The 17,471-nt window shown below is 34.8% G+C and carries 17 protein-coding genes; 10 read left to right on the forward strand and 7 right to left on the reverse strand.

Going from position 1 to position 17,471, the window contains the following annotated elements; genetic code table 11:
* Positions 1-9 precede the first annotated feature (9 nt).
* Positions 10-1,716, forward strand: coding sequence for a hypothetical protein (locus PBT89_RS11905; protein ID WP_270062099.1), 1,707 nt, complete (start codon positions 10-12; stop codon positions 1,714-1,716).
* 1 nt (position 1,717) lies between these two features.
* On the opposite strand, the gene PBT89_RS11910 is transcribed toward PBT89_RS11905, so the two are convergent.
* The gene (locus PBT89_RS11910; protein WP_270062100.1) at positions 1,718-2,104 is read right to left on the reverse strand and encodes a nucleoside triphosphate pyrophosphohydrolase family protein; all 387 of its coding nucleotides are present in this window, start codon (positions 2,102-2,104) and stop codon (positions 1,718-1,720) included.
* A gap of 281 nt (positions 2,105-2,385) precedes the next feature.
* Here PBT89_RS11910 and PBT89_RS11920 point away from each other — a divergent pair, with 281 nt between their 5' ends.
* The 5 genes from PBT89_RS11920 to PBT89_RS11940 all read left to right on the forward strand — a co-directional run bounded on the left by PBT89_RS11920 (position 2,386) and on the right by PBT89_RS11940 (position 6,835).
* A complete protein-coding gene (locus tag PBT89_RS11920; RefSeq protein ID WP_270062102.1) occupies positions 2,386-3,432 on the forward strand; it encodes an SRPBCC family protein in 1,047 nt (348 codons plus the stop codon).
* Entirely contained in the window at positions 3,425-3,799 is a 375-nt protein-coding gene (gene crcB / locus PBT89_RS11925; protein ID WP_270062103.1) for a fluoride efflux transporter CrcB, read from the forward strand. The genes PBT89_RS11920 and crcB overlap by 8 nt, the downstream gene beginning before the upstream one ends.
* Positions 3,800-3,971: 172 nt before the next feature.
* Complete coding sequence (locus PBT89_RS11930) at positions 3,972-4,310, forward strand: P-II family nitrogen regulator (protein ID WP_270060664.1); 339 nt, start codon at positions 3,972-3,974, stop codon at positions 4,308-4,310.
* Positions 4,311-4,343: 33 nt separating this feature from the next.
* Positions 4,344-5,558 carry an ammonium transporter gene (locus PBT89_RS11935; protein WP_270060663.1) on the forward strand — a complete coding sequence of 405 codons (1,215 nt, stop codon included), beginning with the start codon at positions 4,344-4,346 and terminating at the stop codon, positions 5,556-5,558.
* A 164-nt stretch (positions 5,559-5,722) separates the two neighbouring features.
* Complete coding sequence (locus tag PBT89_RS11940; protein WP_270062104.1) at positions 5,723-6,835, forward strand: porin; 1,113 nt, start codon at positions 5,723-5,725, stop codon at positions 6,833-6,835.
* Between the two features lie 65 nt (positions 6,836-6,900).
* Here PBT89_RS11940 and PBT89_RS11945 read toward each other — a convergent pair whose 3' ends face one another.
* From PBT89_RS11945 to PBT89_RS11955, 3 genes are all read right to left on the reverse strand, one after another.
* Positions 6,901-7,512 (reverse strand): DUF1684 domain-containing protein, encoded by a 612-nt coding sequence (locus PBT89_RS11945; RefSeq protein WP_270062105.1) that lies wholly within the window; start codon positions 7,510-7,512, stop codon positions 6,901-6,903.
* Between the two features lie 6 nt (positions 7,513-7,518).
* Positions 7,519-8,982, reverse strand: a complete 1,464-nt coding sequence (locus PBT89_RS11950) for a hypothetical protein (RefSeq protein ID WP_270062106.1) — start codon at positions 8,980-8,982, stop codon at positions 7,519-7,521.
* 104 nt (positions 8,983-9,086) lie between these two features.
* Complete coding sequence (locus PBT89_RS11955) at positions 9,087-9,284, reverse strand: DUF1328 domain-containing protein (protein WP_270062107.1); 198 nt, start codon at positions 9,282-9,284, stop codon at positions 9,087-9,089.
* A gap of 190 nt (positions 9,285-9,474) precedes the next feature.
* Here PBT89_RS11955 and PBT89_RS11960 point away from each other — a divergent pair, with 190 nt between their 5' ends.
* Positions 9,475-10,368, forward strand: coding sequence for a class I SAM-dependent methyltransferase (locus tag PBT89_RS11960; RefSeq protein ID WP_270062108.1), 894 nt, complete (start codon positions 9,475-9,477; stop codon positions 10,366-10,368).
* Here the strand turns inward: PBT89_RS11960 and PBT89_RS11965 are convergent.
* Positions 10,361-10,810, reverse strand: coding sequence for an Lrp/AsnC family transcriptional regulator (locus PBT89_RS11965; protein ID WP_270060657.1), 450 nt, complete (start codon positions 10,808-10,810; stop codon positions 10,361-10,363). The genes PBT89_RS11960 and PBT89_RS11965 overlap by 8 nt on opposite strands.
* 118 nt (positions 10,811-10,928) lie before the next feature.
* Here PBT89_RS11965 and PBT89_RS11970 point away from each other — a divergent pair, with 118 nt between their 5' ends.
* Entirely contained in the window at positions 10,929-11,309 is a 381-nt protein-coding gene (locus tag PBT89_RS11970) for a hypothetical protein (RefSeq protein WP_270062109.1), read from the forward strand.
* A 16-nt stretch (positions 11,310-11,325) separates the two neighbouring features.
* Here the strand turns inward: PBT89_RS11970 and PBT89_RS11975 are convergent, their stop codons facing one another.
* Both PBT89_RS11975 and PBT89_RS11980 read right to left on the reverse strand, forming a co-directional pair.
* Complete coding sequence (locus PBT89_RS11975; protein ID WP_270061428.1) at positions 11,326-11,940, reverse strand: MarC family protein; 615 nt, start codon at positions 11,938-11,940, stop codon at positions 11,326-11,328.
* Positions 11,941-12,128: 188 nt separating this feature from the next.
* Positions 12,129-15,575, reverse strand: a complete 3,447-nt coding sequence (locus PBT89_RS11980) for a methylmalonyl-CoA mutase family protein (RefSeq protein ID WP_270062110.1) — start codon at positions 15,573-15,575, stop codon at positions 12,129-12,131.
* 167 nt (positions 15,576-15,742) lie between these two features.
* On the opposite strand from PBT89_RS11980, the gene purU reads away from it, so the two are divergent.
* Together purU and PBT89_RS11990 are read left to right on the forward strand one after the other, a co-directional pair.
* On the forward strand, positions 15,743-16,594 hold the full coding sequence (gene purU, locus PBT89_RS11985; RefSeq protein ID WP_270062111.1) for a formyltetrahydrofolate deformylase: 852 nt from the start codon (positions 15,743-15,745) through the stop codon (positions 16,592-16,594).
* A 102-nt stretch (positions 16,595-16,696) separates the two neighbouring features.
* On the forward strand, positions 16,697-17,401 hold the full coding sequence (locus PBT89_RS11990; RefSeq protein WP_270062112.1) for a DUF4197 domain-containing protein: 705 nt from the start codon (positions 16,697-16,699) through the stop codon (positions 17,399-17,401).
* Positions 17,402-17,471 lie beyond the last annotated feature (70 nt).

Raw genomic sequence — 17,471 nt, forward strand, 5'->3', positions numbered from 1 at the left:
TTTACTCGTATGCTTTACGATTTGATGTTCGATCCTGTAGATCCCGCAAATTCTAAAAAAGCCGCAAAAAAAATAGAAAATCAATTACAGCGGGATTTTACGCAATATCAAGGTAAAACAATAAGAGATATAAAAATTAACTCTTTAGACCCTTTTGGCTATAGCGAAAAAGATACTACCGTACATCCTACAAAGGGGATTCAAAAAATAGGAAACGTCTTGCACGCACGCACCAAAAGTTTTACTGTTAGAGGGCTTTTGCTTATTGAAAAAAATACTAAACTGGATTCTTTACAAATATTGGAATCGGAGCGTGTACTAAGAGCTCAAAAATACATAAGAAGAGCGTTAATTAGACCTGTTCTTTTGGACGAAGATCCTAATAGTGTAGATTTATATGTGTATGTTTTAGATAGCTGGAGTTTATCTGTAGACGGAGATATTTCAAGCCATAAAGGAGAATTACGACTTCGGGAATATAACAGCTTTGGTCTGGGACATCGCACTACATTAGCCTACAAACAAGGCTATGATGATGAAATAGGCATTGGATATACCATTGGTTATCGAGCGCAAAATCTATTCTATACTTATATTAATGCTGAAGCCCTAAGAGATCTGGAAGTCGATAAATCATATAAAAACTATGCTAGTATAGATCGCGAGTTCTACTCTCCCTACGCACGATGGGCCGGGCAAATTAGTATTGGCGAAAATCTTTACAAGGAAGATATTTATCATGAAGAGCTGGACACACTTTTAAGGGAACCTTTAAAATTTAGAGACTTTAATATATGGGGTGCTTACGCTATCCCTATCGCTAATAAAGATTCTGAAAAAAAATTACCTACTAACTTAGTTGTTGCAGGGCGATTTACGAAAAGATTTTATATGGACAGGCCTGGGGAGCAAATCGATTCTGTTTCTTATTTTACAAACAGTAACGTTCTATTAGGATCTATAGGAGTTAGAAATATAAATTTTGCCCGTGATCGCTATATATTTAGAAATGGAGATATTGAAGATATTTCCCTTGGCTATAGTTACATTCTGAATGCGGGAGTACAACGAAATTCGAATACTCAAAATTTTCTCTATTTGGGAGTAGATTTAACTTTTTCAGATTATATAAAAAACTTCGGATATCTGGCGACCAATATTGGCTACGGAAGTTATTTTAGAGATGGGGCCGCGAGACAATCTTTATTCAGACTAGAGAACACCTACTTCACCCCTATTTTTAGGATCGGAAGTTGGTTTTTTAGGCAGTTTATTAGAACAAATATGGTGGTAGGCATCAAACGGAAAGACTTTATTAATGATAGAATATCAATAAATGACAGGGACGGAATTTATGGTTTTGATACTCATGAAGTCTACGGAACACGTAAATTTGTTTTTAATTTTCAAACACAATCTTACGTACCATTTAATTGGTTAGGTTTTAGGATGAGTCCGTTTGTTAATTTCGATCTTGGCTTTATCGGTGAAGAACCTGCTCCTTTTTTTAAAAATGATCTCTATACCAAATTTGGATTAGGAGTTTTAATAAGTAACGATTATTTTGTTTTTGATAATATTCGCCTATCCTTCGCCATATTTCCAGAGATTCCAGGAAGAGGTCGTAACGTATTAGATTTTGATGTAAACACCGATAATCAATTTAGATTAGAGAATTATCGCTACGAGCCTCCCCATATTTTGGAATTTCGATAACTTATTTATCCAAGATGGCCTTAATATTGGGTTTAAAGTAATTTGGTCCTTTTAAAACTTTCCCATCTTCACGATATATTGGTTTTCCATCGCTACCCAATTTGCTCATGTTGCTTTTCTGGATTTCTTCAAATACTTCTTCAATTTTATACTGCATTCCGTGCTCTAAAATAGTTCCGCATAAGATATAAAGCATATCACCAAGCGCATCTGCTACCTCAACGAGATCATTATTTTCAGCAGCTTCTAGATATTCTTCATTTTCTTCCTTCATTAATTCAAAACGAAGTTTGTTTTTTGCTTCGCCCAAACTGGCTTTTGGATGTTCACTAATACCTAAACCAAATGCATTATGAAATTGCGTAACATCTTCGATTCTTTTTTTCATGTCTTTTTTAGCTTATTCATTTAAATTTGCATAAAAATAGACAAAATGTTTAGTACAGGACAGTGGATATTTGCAGGGTTTTTTCTGGTTACTTTTATAGTAGTAATGGTCTTTATGTATCGAAAGGATTTAAAACTACACCGGAAATACTATAAAAACAGTATTTTTATATTATTAGGATTTATTGCATTTATAGCTTTACTCTTTATAATTAAGGTATATCTGAATGAGTAGGCTATCGGCTATTTTCTTATATTAGCAGTAATTGTGATATCGTAACTATGAAGATTTTTAAATATCTACTATTTCTACTTCTAATTGTTCTTATAGGAGCATCTATATATATAGCAACTAAAGATGGAAATTTTCAAGTTGAAGAAACACAAGTATTTGACGCTCCTCAAGAGTTAATATTTAACGAGGTTAACAACTTTGAGAATTGGCAATATTGGGCACCCTGGTCTACAACTTCAAAAGCAAATATTAGTTTTGGGGATACTATTAAAGGCGTTGGGGCATCTTACGCCTGGGAGAATGGACCTATTGGTGAAGGGCGCTTAAAAACCATTGAATCAAAACCATTTTCAGAAATTACTCAGAAAATTAAGATTTCTAATTTATTAGGAGAAGCTAACAATAAGGTTTCATGGAACTTTGATCCTTTGGAAAATAACAAAACCCAGGTGACATGGACTATCACAGGTTCGCAAAGTTTTAAAGAGAAATTTTGGTCGTTGTTTGAAGACCAAACTTTAGCTGAAAGAATTCAACCAGAAATAAGCAAAGGATTAGCGGCAATGCAAAAAGTCATCGATAACAAAATGAACGAATATAGCATTACCGTAGATGGTGTCGTTAATCATGGTGGTGGTTATTACATGTATATGACTACTGCAAGCAAAATAAGCCAGGTAAACAGTAAAATGCGACCAATGATTACTGAAGTTTCAAATTTTATGGAAACTCAGGGTTTCGAGAAATTAGGGAACCCGGTTGTAATTTATAATGAATGGAACCAATCTAACAATTCTGCTATATTTTCTGCAGGATATTTTACTCCGAATGAAGTTCGTACACCTATAGATGCTGATGTTCTAAATGGAAGTATGCCTAATCAAAAAGTATTGAAAACGGTACTTAAAGGTAAATATGATAATATCGAAGAAGCCTGGAAAAAAGCATATAAATATATTGACGAAAACGGATTAGAAATCGCTCAAGATGCTAAAGCCTTTGAAGTATATATCACCAATCCCATAGAAACTGTTAATCCCGCCGACTGGATTACTAATATCTACATCCCTATAAAGGAAATAAAAAATGATTAAAAGTGCGTTGCTGGTATTTTTAGGAGGTGGCTTAGGTAGTGTTTGCCGTTACCTAATTAGCAAAGCACTGAACAGTAACGGAACTGTCTTGCCCTGGGGAACATTTACAGTAAATATTCTGGGTAGTTTTTTAATTGGATTATTTCTGGGCATTGCTATAAAAAACAACACACTTAACAGCACTACAAACTTAATTCTGGCCACTGGCTTCTGTGGTGGATTTACCACTTTCTCTACCTTTTCTTTTGAAAATCAAGCACTTTTAAGATCCGGCGACTATTATAATTTTGCGATTTATGTGCTTGCAACACTAATTATTGGAATTTCTTCAACATTTTTTGGCCTATTTCTTTCAAAAATTAGCTAATAGCCATTATTAACTTTCTACTGAAAACTTCAAAATTGACTTTTTAATTACTTACCCCATAAAATGAATGGGGTTATATTCTCATATTCACATTAATTTAAGCTTACCCCCTATTTATTTAACTTTATTTAAGAATTTTTAATACTTTTAAATCACTAAACCTGAAATTCTTATGAAGAAAATTGAAGCTATTATCAGAAAGTCAAAATTTGACGAAGTAAAAAAAGCCTTGCACAGCTCTGAGGTTGTCTTTTTTACGTACTGGGATGTAACAGGGGTCGGAAACGAAAAACAAGGACATGTATATCGAGGGGTTTCTTACAGCACCGCTGATATACAAAGAAGAAAATTGTCCATTATCGTTTCGGATGAATTCCTGGACAAAACTGTAAATGCCATTTTAGAATCTGCTTATACCGGTTCTGTTGGCGATGGTAAAATTTTCGTCTCTACAATCGACGAAGCTTACCGTATACGTACGAAAGAAAAAGGAACCGACTCCCTTAAATAATTAACTAACTAACAAAGAAATAACGAAATTATTATGGAAACAGATGCTGTATTAGATTTAATGTGGATTGTAATTTGTGGAATACTTGTTTTCTTTATGCAGGCAGGTTTCACCCTAGTAGAAGCTGGATTCACGCGAGCAAAGAACACCTCTAACATCATCATGAAAAACCTTATGGATCTTTCTGTAGGATCTTTAGCCTTTTGGGCTATTGGATACACCATTATGTATGGAGATTCAATTGGCAGCTTTATAGGAACACCTAGTTTGTTCTATAACGTGCGTGACGATATGCACAATTTATTCTTCCAGACTGTTTTTTGCGCAACAGCCGCAACAATCGTTTCTGGTGCTATTGCAGAAAGAACAAAATTCTCTACGTACTTAATTTTCTCCTTATTACTAACAACTATTATCTACCCTATTTCAGGACATTGGGTATGGCAAGGGGATGGTTGGCTAACTGGTCTTGGATTTATAGACTTTGCAGGTTCTACCGTAGTACATTCTGTAGGTGGCTGGGCTGCTTTGGTAGCTGCTGCTTTAGTAGGGCCACGTATTGGTAAATATACCGATGGAAAATCAAATGCGCTACCAGGTCACAATATGCTATATGGCGCACTTGGGGTATTTATCTTATGGTTAGGTTGGTTTGGATTCAATCCAGGTTCTGAACTTGCGATTTCTGGAGATAGTGCATATAATGTGGCTGGTATCGTAATCACCACAAATCTTGCAGCTGCAGCCGGAGCCGTAGTTGCCTTATTTTTAACTTGGATTAGATATGGCAAAGCCGATATTTCTATGACCCTAAACGGTGCTTTAGCAGGTCTTGTAGGGATTACCGCAGGATGTGCAGCTGTAGACCCTATGGGTGCATTTATTATCGGAATTATCTCTGGTATTGTTGTAGTATTCTCTATCGAATTTATTGATAAAGTACTTAAAATAGATGATCCTGTGGGAGCAATCTCTGTACATGGAGTTGTTGGTGCTGTTGGTACATTATTGGTAGGGGTTTTTGCTACTGATGGCGGACTGCTTTACGGCGGAGGATTTGCACAACTTGGTGTACAGGCCATTGGTGTAGTATCTATCGGAGCTTGGGCAATGATAACAACCTTTATCTTACTTTCTATTCTTAAAGCTGTTATGGGACTAAGAGTTACTGAAAAAGAAGAGCTTGATGGATTAGACATCCACGAACACGGTATAGATTCTTACCCAGAATTTGGAAGAGATAAATAAAGTATATTTATTCAATTCCACTTTTACAACATAACAAACACACGTTTACTTTTACAGACTGAAAAATAAAAAAGGAGCACTTGGCGGAGTGCTCCCGTTTTAAGAATTTTTCTTTCTGCTTACTATTAATTCATTTTTTGTCGAACAAACTAATTCATGTAAACATGTCAAAATTCAATTTTGCAAATATCCGACTTTTTCTAGTATTATCAATGGTAGCCGTACTAAATGTAGATGTACAGGCTCAGGAAGAAGAAGAGGAAAGTTTTTTATCAAAAATCAGTATTTCAGGTACTGTAGATGCTTATTACCGAGCTAACTTTAATGGCCTTAATAAAGAAGATGTAAATGATGCTGGTGAAGAACTTCTTGGTACCGCGCCGGGTTCTTCTTTCGCAAATTTACCTGGATTTGCTTTAGGTATGGCCAACGTTATTATTGGTTATGAGGGAGAAAAAGTGGGTTTTGTAGCCGATCTTGTATATGGCCCAAGAGGAGCCGATGCGGTATTTAATTCTCCGCAGGCAGGCGATTTTTATAGATCTTCAAACATTATCAACCAATTATATATGTACTACAATGTAAGTGATAATGTTAGATTAACTTTGGGTAACTTTAATACCTTTCTTGGTTACGAAGTAATTTCTCCCGCAGCTAACTTCAACTATTCAACCTCATATTTATTCTCTTATGGGCCGTTTTCTCATACTGGTTTAAAAGCAGATTTCACCATAGATGAAAATTGGAGTGCTATGTTAGCAGTAATGAATCCAACAGATTATACAGAATATAATCCAATCGGAAAATATTCTTTTGGAGGTCAGTTAGGTTATTCGAACGATGCCGGTAGTGCCTACCTTAATTTAATTTACGGAGAACAAACAATGGCTGATGATGCATTGTTTCAAATAGATCTTACTACAGGTTGGGACTTGAGTGATACATTCTATTTAGGTTTTAATGGTTCTTACCAAACAACAGACGGTGCAGGTTTTGCAGGTGCTGCAATTTATCCACAGATTTCCCTTACAGAGAGTTTTGGACTGGGGCTTAGAGCTGAGTATTTTAATGAATTAGAAGATGGCGGAGTGGTTTACGCAGAAGATGCAACTACGACTGCATTCACTTTAACTGGAAGCTATACTTACGGAAATTTAATTGTAAAACCTGAATTAAGATTAGATAGCGTAGATGGTGCTGAACCATTTGTAGATTCTGATCTTATGCCACAGGATAATTTATCATCTTTTTTAATTGCAGCGATTTATTCATTCTAACGATCAAAAATCAACAATTAACTAACCAATTTACTAATGCATATTAATGTGCATCCTGTCATTGCTTAATAAGCCTTTACTCCTGCTGAGATCTTCAAATCAAGATGATTCTCAGCAGGAGGAACAGGACAGGAATATCCTCCGCTGTAAGCGCAGTATGGATTATAAGCTTTATTAAAATCTAAAATTATTTTTTTAGTTCCTTCTTTAGGAATTTTTAAGTCTATATACCTTCCTCCAGCATAAGAACCTTTTCCGTTGGTATCATCAGTAAAAGGTAAAAATAGATAATCAAAATATTTAGGATCTTCCTTTAAAGTTTGACTTTGGTAAACAGCTAGTTTTAATTCTTTACCCTTCAGTGTAAAATATAAATCGGCATACTTTACATACATTGGTCGACGATCAGATGATGTTTGCATTCTGAAAGGAGACTCAAGAGCTGTTCTTACAAAAGCTGCTTCAACTATAAATGAGGCATCGATGTCATAAAACTTATGTCCTTTAAACGCTAAACGTTCTTCTTCAGATAAAGGCGACTCTTTAGGGTTAAGGTATTCTTCATTTAATTGTTCCTGAAATTCTTTTATCTGATCAACAGGATCTTCATTTTTTTCTTGGCTGAAACTAGAAAAAATAGTGCCGAATAAAATAAAAATTAATGCCAGCTTTTTCATCGAATATTAATTTTGCTCCGTTGAATTTTCTTCCGACTGATCTTCTGTATCAAAAACAAGATACTTTGCAGTTCCACCGTATTTTTCAATCATTTGATTAAATTCATTGCTCATCTGAAGATCAAGAATTCCTTCAAGTTCATAAAGCTTCGGATAGTTGTCATAACCTGTCTTCAATAAATCTTCCAGATACAACATCGCAGTTTGATAATCGCCATCGTGCCCTGCTAACTTTATAATACTTAAATATCCTTCAGGATTTTCTTTATCAACAATTGTTTCTAATATCGAAATGTAAATTTTTAGATCTAAACTAGCTTTAGAAGAAATTAAATCTTTGTACGCATTACTGATGATCGCTTTTAAGTAACCTTCTAGTCGAAAAGCTTTATTCCGTTCTAATAAATCATTATTAGACTTTCCCTCTTTAAGATTATCCAACTGAGATGCCCACCAACCTATATTTTCAAAATTTGCGGTAAATACGTCAGTCTCTAAAAAATAGGTGTAATCGTCACGTTGCAGCATCTCTTCTTCTTTTAAAGTATACCAATCTCGGCGCTGCTGCTTAAATGCTTTATTTTTCCTAATACTTTTCTTTAAATCTTTTAATTGATCATCAAAACGATCGTAATCATCAAATTTATCTTCTGCTTTTTTAAGCTGTAACCACGCGGTATAATAAGAACGCTCTCTACGCAAAGATTCTATAGCAGCAATTTCGCTTTCAAAAATGTTATTCACTAAAATGCTATCTTTTTGGCGTTTTCCATTATTAATCGCATTCAGTGTAAAACTAGCAACAGCATTGTAAATCGTATTGGTATCTGGCCAGCTTTCAGGACCGCCTTCAAAATAATTAATTTCTGAAGGGAAATCTTCATCATCTAAAAAATCGATAATATCTTCTACAGAATAGCGGGTATAATCCTTAGTTCCAACTATCGCTGAAAAAGTATATGGTATTTTTCTATTTTCAGCAAATTGTGGATTGATCCAGGCATTGTTAATCGCTAGAACTCCAGTAACTCTTTCATTTACCAAAGGCAAAGCCGAAGCGATCTGGCCGGCTTCATTAAAGCCTGCTACATATAAGGAATTAGGATCTACTGGTACAGTCCTAAAAAATCCATTCATAAATTCAAGTACCTGTTTTATATTATTTTCTACGGAAGCAGTATCGATCTTTCTATTACTTGAAGCGATCACGTAAGATTGCTCTTCAGCTGTTTTTCGAAATAATTGAATAGATTGCTTAGCATTTCCATCTGGATCTAAAATAAAAATTACCGCAGGTGGATTTTTAGCATCATAATTTTGCGGAAGATAAACAGCATAGGTTCCTTCTATAGAATCGTTTAATCTTATATTATCCGTAACATCTCCTTTTTTCAGTCTGATCTCCTGCGCACTCATTACCGCAGAAAAAAAGAAGCTAAAGAAAACTAATATGGTTTTTCTAAAATACATAGGTGCATATTTAATTCTAGTAAATATAGTATGTTTTAAATTTAATGCATAAAAAAAGCTTTCACTAAAGTGAAAGCCTAAATTCTCTTTAAAACTATTGTATTTTATCTCTTTTTAATTCGTTGAAGTTTTAATTTCTTATTGGGGAAAAACATTTCTGAAAGCAAAGAAATTACGAAAAGGTCGGCAGTAATTAAGCAAACAACACGTATAACTTCAATCCCCGTAAATCGTAGTCCTGTAAAACCTACTAATCCAGTAGTAATGGCAAGAACTAAAAACAACACTGTATACTTTTTCATAACAATTTTTTATTTGTTCAAAGATACAACCAGAATGATAAACATTTTATTAAAAAAAATTCAATTCTCCTAAATTTAACTAATGCTATACAATAATTTAACATTGCAAAATTAAAGACATTAAAATGCTAATTTCAGCTTTGTGAGAAACTGAACTCTAAAGTATATTTGCAAGACTAAAATTATCATATTGCAACAAGGACACTCTCATAATTATTTTGGATCATATCGCGATTTTTGGTGGAACAAAAGCTTTCTTGATCTTACGGCAAAACGATTAGAATTAAATAACTATTCTAATATGTTGGATGTTGGATGCGGCCAGGGTCATTGGACTAAAACATTGGCACCCTATTTAGCCCCGGAAGCAAAAATTACCGCTATCGATAATGATGAGAACTGGTTTAAAAGTAATATGGAATTAGAGCATTACTTCAGTATATCTCAAATTGATTTTAGTTTGAAGAAAGGAGATGCGGAAGACATTCCTTTTGACGATGAAACTTTTGATCTGGTAACCTGCCAAACAGTTTTGATTCATCTTAAAAATCCAAAAAAGGCTTTAAGTGAAATGACTCGTGTACTAAAGCCAAATGGATTACTACTTTGCGTAGAGCCAAACAATATCGTACAAACGCTTACTAAAAACTCCATTTCGCAAAACGATAGTATCGATGAAACTTTGGATCATATAAAATACCGACTGATTATCGAAAAAGGAAAGAAAAAACTGGGAGAAGGAGATAATTCTTTGGGAGATTTGTTGCCCGGTTGGTTTGCTATGGAAACCATGAAGGATATTCAGGTACGTTTATCAGACAAAGCAATAGCGATGTATCCACCTTATGATAATAAAGAGCAAATTGCTACGCTAAAACAATGGATGCAGGGCAGCGCATGGAAATCTAACACTCGAAAAGACATCGATTATTTTAATGCTGCCGGAGAAGAATATATGCCTTTTTATTTTGAATATCAGGAAAAATACGACACAAGATCAGATCACATTATGGGAGCCGTGCAAAGAGAGCAATATCATGCTGCCGGAGGTTCTTTAATGTATCTTGTAAGTGGAATTAAGTAATATTCCGGTTTCTTACTGGTGCATGTTCAATCACATTAGATAAAATAATATGGGTTTTAGTCTCTCCGTAAGTGATTAGCTTATCGATAAAAACTTCTAAATGCCCCTGATCCAAAAATATAACTTCCATTATAATATTTTCATTACCTGTAATTCTATAGCAATTTATCACCTCTTTAAATTCGGTAACCTTTTCTAAAAATGGTTTTAGCCTTCCCATAAAAGCACGTAGGGTAATGATTGCTTTTAAATGATGTCCTGTTTTTTGATAAGAAACCTCGGTTTTATAACCTTTGATCACGCCGGCATCTTCCATTTTCTTAACACGTTCAGCTACTGCGGGCGAGCTTAAACCTACTTTTCTACCAATTTCAGAAAACGAATATCTAGCGTTCTGCTGAAGTAAATCGAGAATAGCCCAATTCAATTTATCTACATTCATATTTAAAGCATTTCAAGCAAATATATTTAAAATATAAGGTAAATTATAAATTTAGCTTTAATATTCAAATATAGATTAGTAAGATTCTCGGTAATTTTATAGTAGAAATTCCCGAATTATGAATGCTTACCAGCTGCCCGTTTATCAAAAAGCGCTTGAAATTTTTAAATTATCAAGTGCAGTTTCTTCCTATTTTTCTAACAATAGTCACGTTCTGGAAATGGAAATTTCTTCAATTCCGGCTCATAACTATGCAGGAAGATTAGTTACAGAATCGCTACAGCTAGCACCAGGTATAGCCGGAGTAATAACGGCGCGAACTATTGAGGTAAAGAAAAAACGTATAGAACGAATAAAAAATGCGGCAAAAAGAATTAAATCTAATTGCCGCAATATTGAGATTACCGGTATTAAAGAAACCGAATTTTTAGATTTACTTCGAAAAGAAATTCATCATTTTGAGCATTTAGTTTCAGATTGGTTACACCAGGAGCACTAATAATCTTACTTAAAAATTATTCAAAAAAGGCCAATTTAATACCTTCAATAAGCATATTAGTACCAATAATTGCAATGATAAGTCCCATAATCTTTTCTACCACTATAATCTTGTTTTGTCCAATATAACGTACCAAATAGTCACTAGATAAAAACGCAAGGTGATTTAACCACATAATAAGCCCGAACATTACTAAAATTACAAGCAATTCTAGATAATCTGCATTTGTCGTATAGTTCATTGCGGTTACAATAGATCCAGGACCAGCCAAAATCGGGATTGCTAACGGAGAAGTAGAAATACCTTCGTTAAAGTTTACCTCTGTTTGGTTATCAATACTGGATTCTTGAGCTCTAATCATTTCGAAGCCTACAAAGAAAATAAGTAAGCCTCCCGTAATTTTAAAGGCCGGAATTGTTAAGCCAAAAAGGCTAAAGATATATTTACCTAAAATTACAAAGCCAGAAACTATGATAAAAGCCGTAATCGTAGCTTTTTTTGAAATCTTTTTACGCGTTTTACGATCGGCCTGCTTCGTTAAACTTATAAAAACAGGTATGTTACCAAGTGGGCTATTGATTGCAAAAAAACCGGTAAAAACCGCAATTGCAAATAACCAAACATTCTCTATCACTACAAGTTGTTTTAAAAAAATTAATATTAAAAATCCTTTCCAAAAAGCCGGCAAAAGTAGATTGGAATTATCGATTTACAAACAAAAAAATCATCTTTTTTCAATATGAAAAAAAATGATTTTTAAGACTGATTTTCAATAAGTTTAATCCAGTAATAATACTGATTTTTTTTCGTTATTCAAGCTTACATATTTCTGCGGTATTGGCCGCCAACTTCAAACATAGCATTTGTGATTTGCCCAAGACTACAAACTTTAGTCGCTTCCATTAAAACCTCAAAGATATTTTCATTTTGCACAGCGGCTTTTTTGATTGCTTCTAAAGCTTCTTCGGCTCTGGTTTCTTTCGCTTTATGTAAGGTTTCTAAAGTTTTAATTTGATGTTGTTTTTCATCTTCAGTAGCTCTAATCACCTCACCTGGCGTTACCGTTGGCGATCCTGTAGAACTTAAAAACGTATTTACGCCAATAATTGGATAGTCACCATTATGCTTCAAGGTTTCGTAATACAAACTTTCTTCCTGAATTTGCCCCCGCTGATACATGGTTTCCATTGCACCAAGCACTCCTCCTCTCTCGGTAATTCTATCAAATTCAGCATACACTGCTTCTTCCACCAAATCGGTTAATTCTTCGATAATGAATGAACCTTGAATAGGATTTTCATTTTTGGCTAAACCTAATTCTTTATTGATAATTAGCTGAATTGCCATAGCACGTCTTACCGAAGCTTCAGTTGGTGTCGTAATCGCCTCATCATAAGCATTGGTGTGTAACGAATTACAGTTATCGTAAATCGCATAAAGTGCCTGAAGCGTTGTTCTAATATCATTAAAATCGATTTCCTGCGCATGTAAAGATCGTCCGGAAGTCTGGATATGATATTTCAGCATCTGCGCTCTAGGGTTTGCTTCGTACTTATTTTTCAAAGCTTTAGACCAGATTTTTCTTGCCACACGACCAATCACTGCATATTCGGGATCTACACCGTTACTAAAGAAAAACGATAAATTAGGCCCGAATTTATTAATATCCATTCCGCGACTTAAGTAATATTCTACATACGTAAAACCATTCGCCAAGGTAAAAGCAAGTTGTGTAATTGGATTGGCTCCGGCTTCAGCAATATGATATCCTGAAATCGAAACGGAATAAAAATTACGAACTTTTTCTTTAATGAAATATTCCTGCACATCGCCCATTAAGCGCAAAGCGTATTCCGTAGAGAAAATACAGGTATTTTGCGCCTGATCTTCTTTTAAAATATCGGCCTGAACCGTACCACGCACCGATGCAAGGGTATTGATTTTAATTTCCTGATAAATTTCTTGCGGAAGAACTTGATCTCCGGTTACTCCTAATAACAGTAAGCCCAAACCGTCATTCCCTTCAGGCAATTCCCCTTTATAGGTTGGTCGTTCGATATTGTTATCGTCGTAAAGCTCTTTTAATTTAGCTTCAACTTGAGCTTCCAGACCATTTTCTTTGATATATTTCTCGCATTGCTGATCGATCGCCGCATTCATAAAAAATCCGAGCAACATCGGCGCTGGCCCATTAATCGTCATACTCACTGAAGTATACGGATGCGCCAAATCGAAACCAGAATACAGTTTTTTAGCATCATCTAAACAGCAAATCGACACTCCGGCATTCCCGATTTTTCCATAAATATCTGGTCGGTGATCGGGATCGTTCCCGTAAAGCGTAACCGAATCGAATGCAGTAGATAAACGCTTCGCTGGCAAACCTAAACTTACATAATGAAATCTTCTATTGGTTCGCTCTGGCCCACCTTCACCGGCAAACATTCGGGTAGGATCTTCTCCCTGTCGTTTAAAAGGATATAATCCTGAAGTATACGGAAATTCTCCCGGCACATTTTCTTGCAAACTCCATTGTAAAATATCGCCCCAAGCCGAATATTTTGGCAAAGCAACTTTAGGAATCTGAGTATGTGAAAGTGACTCGGTATGCGTTTCTATCTTAATTTCTTTATCGCGTACTTTAAAAGAATAAATTGGATTTACGTATTTATTTACTTTCTCCTGCCAACCTAAAATAATCTCCCAGTTATATGGATCTAAATCCATTTTTACACGATCGAACTCTTTAAATAATAAACCTAAAAATTCATGATTTTCGGTTTGATGGTCATCTAAAAATTCTTCTTGTAAAAGTCCGTTTTTATCTAAATGCACATTATATTTTTCTTCGGAAATATTAGCAACACTCAATATGGTTTTATAAATACCGTAAAGTTTTTGTGCAATATCAGCTTGCTTTACCGCAGTTTCATTGTATAATCGGTTATTATCGGCAATTTCTGAAAGGTAACGCGTTCGTTTAGGTGGGATCACGAAGATTTTTTCACTCATTTCTCGAGTAACTTCAAAAGTAGATTCTAATTTTGAAGCTGTTTTTTCATCAATGGTATCCATGATCTTTCGGTATAAAGTATTCATACCGGGATCGTTAAATTGCGAAGCTATTGTTCCAAATACCGGAAGTTTTTCAGCATCTTCATGCCATAATTGATGATTTCGCTGGTATTGTTTTTTAACATCGCGCAAGGCATCCTGTGCTCCACGCTTATCGAATTTATTAATCGCGACCAAATCAGCGAAATCTAACATATCGATCTTTTCCAACTGCGTTGCTGCACCAAATTCCGGCGTCATAACATACAAAGAAACATCAGAATGATCGATAATTTCAGTATCTGATTGACCAATTCCTGAAGTCTCTAAAACAATAAGATCGTATTCGGCTTTCTTCAATACCTCAACGGCTTCCTGAACATATTTAGACAATGCTAAATTACTTTGCCGAGTGGCTAAAGAACGCATATAAACATTCGGGTGGTTGATAGCATTCATTCTTATACGATCCCCAAGCAAAGCGCCACCAGTTTTCTTTTTAGAAGGATCTACCGATACAATACCAATATGTTTGTCAGGAAAATCGCTTAAAAATCGACGAACCAACTCGTCTACCAAGCTCGATTTTCCGGCACCACCTGTACCCGTAATTCCCAAAACAGGAATATTTTTTTTGGTTTTAGGAATCGCTTCAAAATGTATTATAAATTCATCATGCTTATTTTCAGCCAAAGAAATTAAACGAGAAATTGTGTTACTATTTTTCGATTTTAAACTTTCAGCTATATCAATAGTTTCCGAAAGTGATGGCACTTCAGTATCTACCGTTTGTACCAAATCATTAATCATTCCTTGTAAACCAAGTTCACGACCATCATCCGGAGCATAAATTCGAGTAATTCCGTATTCCTGTAATTCTTTAATTTCCTCAGGAAGTATTACTCCACCTCCACCACCAAAAATCTTAATCTGGGCAGCATTTTTTTTCTGCAATAAATCATACATATATTTAAAATACTCGGTATGCCCACCTTGGTAGCTTGTCATGGCAATGGCATGCGCATCTTCCTGAATGGCACAATTCACCACCTCTTCCACACTTCTATCATGCCCCAGGTGAATTACCTCTACTCCTGTAGCCTGAATAATCCTACGCATAATGTTTATGGCTGCATCGTGCCCGTCGAACAGCGAAGCGGCAGTTACAATTCTTATTTTATGCTTAGGGATATAGGGGGATTGTTGTTCCATTTTCAATAAAGTCTTAATTTACAAGCTGCAATTTACGAAAATTGTAAATATTTTTTGATTATTATGAAAAAAGCACAAAACTGAATTCATATTAGTGCAATTAAAGTGATTAAGGTAATTTTATTATTTATCAGGCTTTGGATTTTAGGGCCTTTAATATTGAAATTATGGCGAAGGTTACGTTACTTATTAATTGTAAAGATAAAAGCGGAATAATCGCAACGGTTACTAATTTTTTTCACGCAAGAAAAGGGAATATCGTTTACATCGATCAATATGTAGACACCGAAAATGGTATATTCTTTATGCGTTTAGAAAATGAATTTTATACGGAATTTGATATTACTGAATTAAGAAGAGAATTTGGAAAAGAGATTGCCGAAATTTATGATATGAATTGGAAGCTTTTTGCTGAAGAACGTATCCTGAAAATGGCAATTTTTGTTTCTAAATACGATCATTGTCTGTATGATATTTTAGGGAGATACAAAGCTGGAGAATTAAATGTTGAAATTCCTTTTATTTTAAGTAACCATACCGATCTGGCTCCCATAGCAAAAGCTTTTGAAATTCCTTTTTATCATGTACCGGTTACTAAAACCACGAAGGCCCAGGCTGAAGCAAAACAATTGGAACTTTTGCAGCAATTTGAGATCGATTTTATCGTCCTTGCGCGCTATATGCAAATTATTTCAGATCAATTAATTAGTGAATATCCCAACAATATTATAAATATCCATCATTCATTTTTACCTGCTTTTGCCGGGGCAAAACCTTATCATTCTGCTTATAAGCGCGGTGTAAAAATTATTGGTGCTACCTGCCATTATGTTACAGCAGAACTTGATGCCGGACCAATTATCGAACAGGATATTGCAAGAATTTCGCATTCTCACTCGATCAAAGATTTAATTCTTAAAGGTCGCGATCTTGAGAAAATTGTCTTTAGCCGTGGGATAAAACTTCATATTCAACGAAAAACGATGGTTTTTAATAATAAGACGATCATATTTACGTAAGCACTAAATTTTTATTTTAAGTAGCGAGATCATTTATTGCACACTCAAAAATTAAATAATTTTATAGTAATCTTTAAAAACTATCTTTGCAAAAAATACTTCATGAAAAAAATAGTTAGCATATTTATAGTACTTACTTTACTATCCTGTTCTGAACTTCAAAATATTGCAAATCAGCTACCACAAAGTAGTTATGGTGTTACTAATAACGAAATTGCTTCTGGATTACGACAGGCTCTAGACTTTGGGATCGATAAGCAGGTAACTAAACTAACGCAGGAAGATGGCTTTTTTAAAAATGAACTAGTTAAAATTGCGCTTCCGCCAGAATTACAAAAAGTAGATAAAACTCTAAGAGATGTTGGTTTAGGAAATTTGGCAGATCAAGGATTAAAGGTTTTAAATCGCGCTGCCGAAGATGCTGTAAAAGAGGCAACTCCTATTTTTGTTGATGCCGTAAAAGGTATAACTTTCAATGATGCCCGTACTATTCTTCTTGGTCAAGAAGATGCCGCTACTCAATATTTAGTGGGTAAAACAAAAACGCAACTATACGGCAAATTTAATCCTGTAATAACTAATTCTTTAGAAAAAGTAGGAGCCATTTCAATCTGGAGCACAATTATCGAAAAATATAACAGTATCCCGCTTACCAGAAATGTAAATCCAGATCTTGCAGATTACGTTACTTCACAGGCATTGGAAGGTGTTTACACAATGATTGCAGTAGAAGAAAAGGATATTCGTACCGATCTTTCTGCAAGAACCACTAACTTACTAAAACGCGTATTTTCACTACAAGACTAGGGAGTCAAAATTTATTTAACAGTTTCGGTAAACTTATCCTAAACTTTAAATTAACATTAACTGGTAATTA

This window comes from Zunongwangia sp. HRR-M8, assembly GCF_027594405.1.
GTDB lineage: Bacteria > Bacteroidota > Bacteroidia > Flavobacteriales > Flavobacteriaceae > Zunongwangia.

What these genes read in the sequence shown, in the direction of transcription:
- PBT89_RS11955 (WP_270062107.1), bottom strand. Translation starts at nt 9,284, where the DNA reads ATGAAAAAGTATACAGTGTTGTTTTTAGTTCTTGCCATTACTACTGGA.
- PBT89_RS11980 (WP_270062110.1), bottom strand. Translation starts at nt 15,575, where the DNA reads ATGGAACAACAATCCCCCTATATCCCTAAGCATAAAATAAGAATTGTA.
- PBT89_RS11990 (WP_270062112.1), top strand. Translation starts at nt 16,697, where the DNA reads ATGAAAAAAATAGTTAGCATATTTATAGTACTTACTTTACTATCCTGT.
- PBT89_RS11945 (WP_270062105.1), bottom strand. Translation starts at nt 7,512, where the DNA reads ATGAAAAAGCTGGCATTAATTTTTATTTTATTCGGCACTATTTTTTCT.
- PBT89_RS11920 (WP_270062102.1), top strand. Translation starts at nt 2,386, where the DNA reads ATGAAGATTTTTAAATATCTACTATTTCTACTTCTAATTGTTCTTATA.
- PBT89_RS11905 (WP_270062099.1), top strand. Translation starts at nt 10, where the DNA reads ATGCTTTACGATTTGATGTTCGATCCTGTAGATCCCGCAAATTCTAAA.
- purU (WP_270062111.1), top strand. Translation starts at nt 15,743, where the DNA reads ATGGCGAAGGTTACGTTACTTATTAATTGTAAAGATAAAAGCGGAATA.
- PBT89_RS11950 (WP_270062106.1), bottom strand. Translation starts at nt 8,982, where the DNA reads ATGTATTTTAGAAAAACCATATTAGTTTTCTTTAGCTTCTTTTTTTCT.
- PBT89_RS11970 (WP_270062109.1), top strand. Translation starts at nt 10,929, where the DNA reads ATGAATGCTTACCAGCTGCCCGTTTATCAAAAAGCGCTTGAAATTTTT.
- crcB (WP_270062103.1), top strand. Translation starts at nt 3,425, where the DNA reads ATGATTAAAAGTGCGTTGCTGGTATTTTTAGGAGGTGGCTTAGGTAGT.
- PBT89_RS11910 (WP_270062100.1), bottom strand. Translation starts at nt 2,104, where the DNA reads ATGAAAAAAAGAATCGAAGATGTTACGCAATTTCATAATGCATTTGGT.
- PBT89_RS11935 (WP_270060663.1), top strand. Translation starts at nt 4,344, where the DNA reads ATGGAAACAGATGCTGTATTAGATTTAATGTGGATTGTAATTTGTGGA.
- PBT89_RS11965 (WP_270060657.1), bottom strand. Translation starts at nt 10,810, where the DNA reads ATGAATGTAGATAAATTGAATTGGGCTATTCTCGATTTACTTCAGCAG.
- PBT89_RS11930 (WP_270060664.1), top strand. Translation starts at nt 3,972, where the DNA reads ATGAAGAAAATTGAAGCTATTATCAGAAAGTCAAAATTTGACGAAGTA.
- PBT89_RS11940 (WP_270062104.1), top strand. Translation starts at nt 5,723, where the DNA reads ATGTCAAAATTCAATTTTGCAAATATCCGACTTTTTCTAGTATTATCA.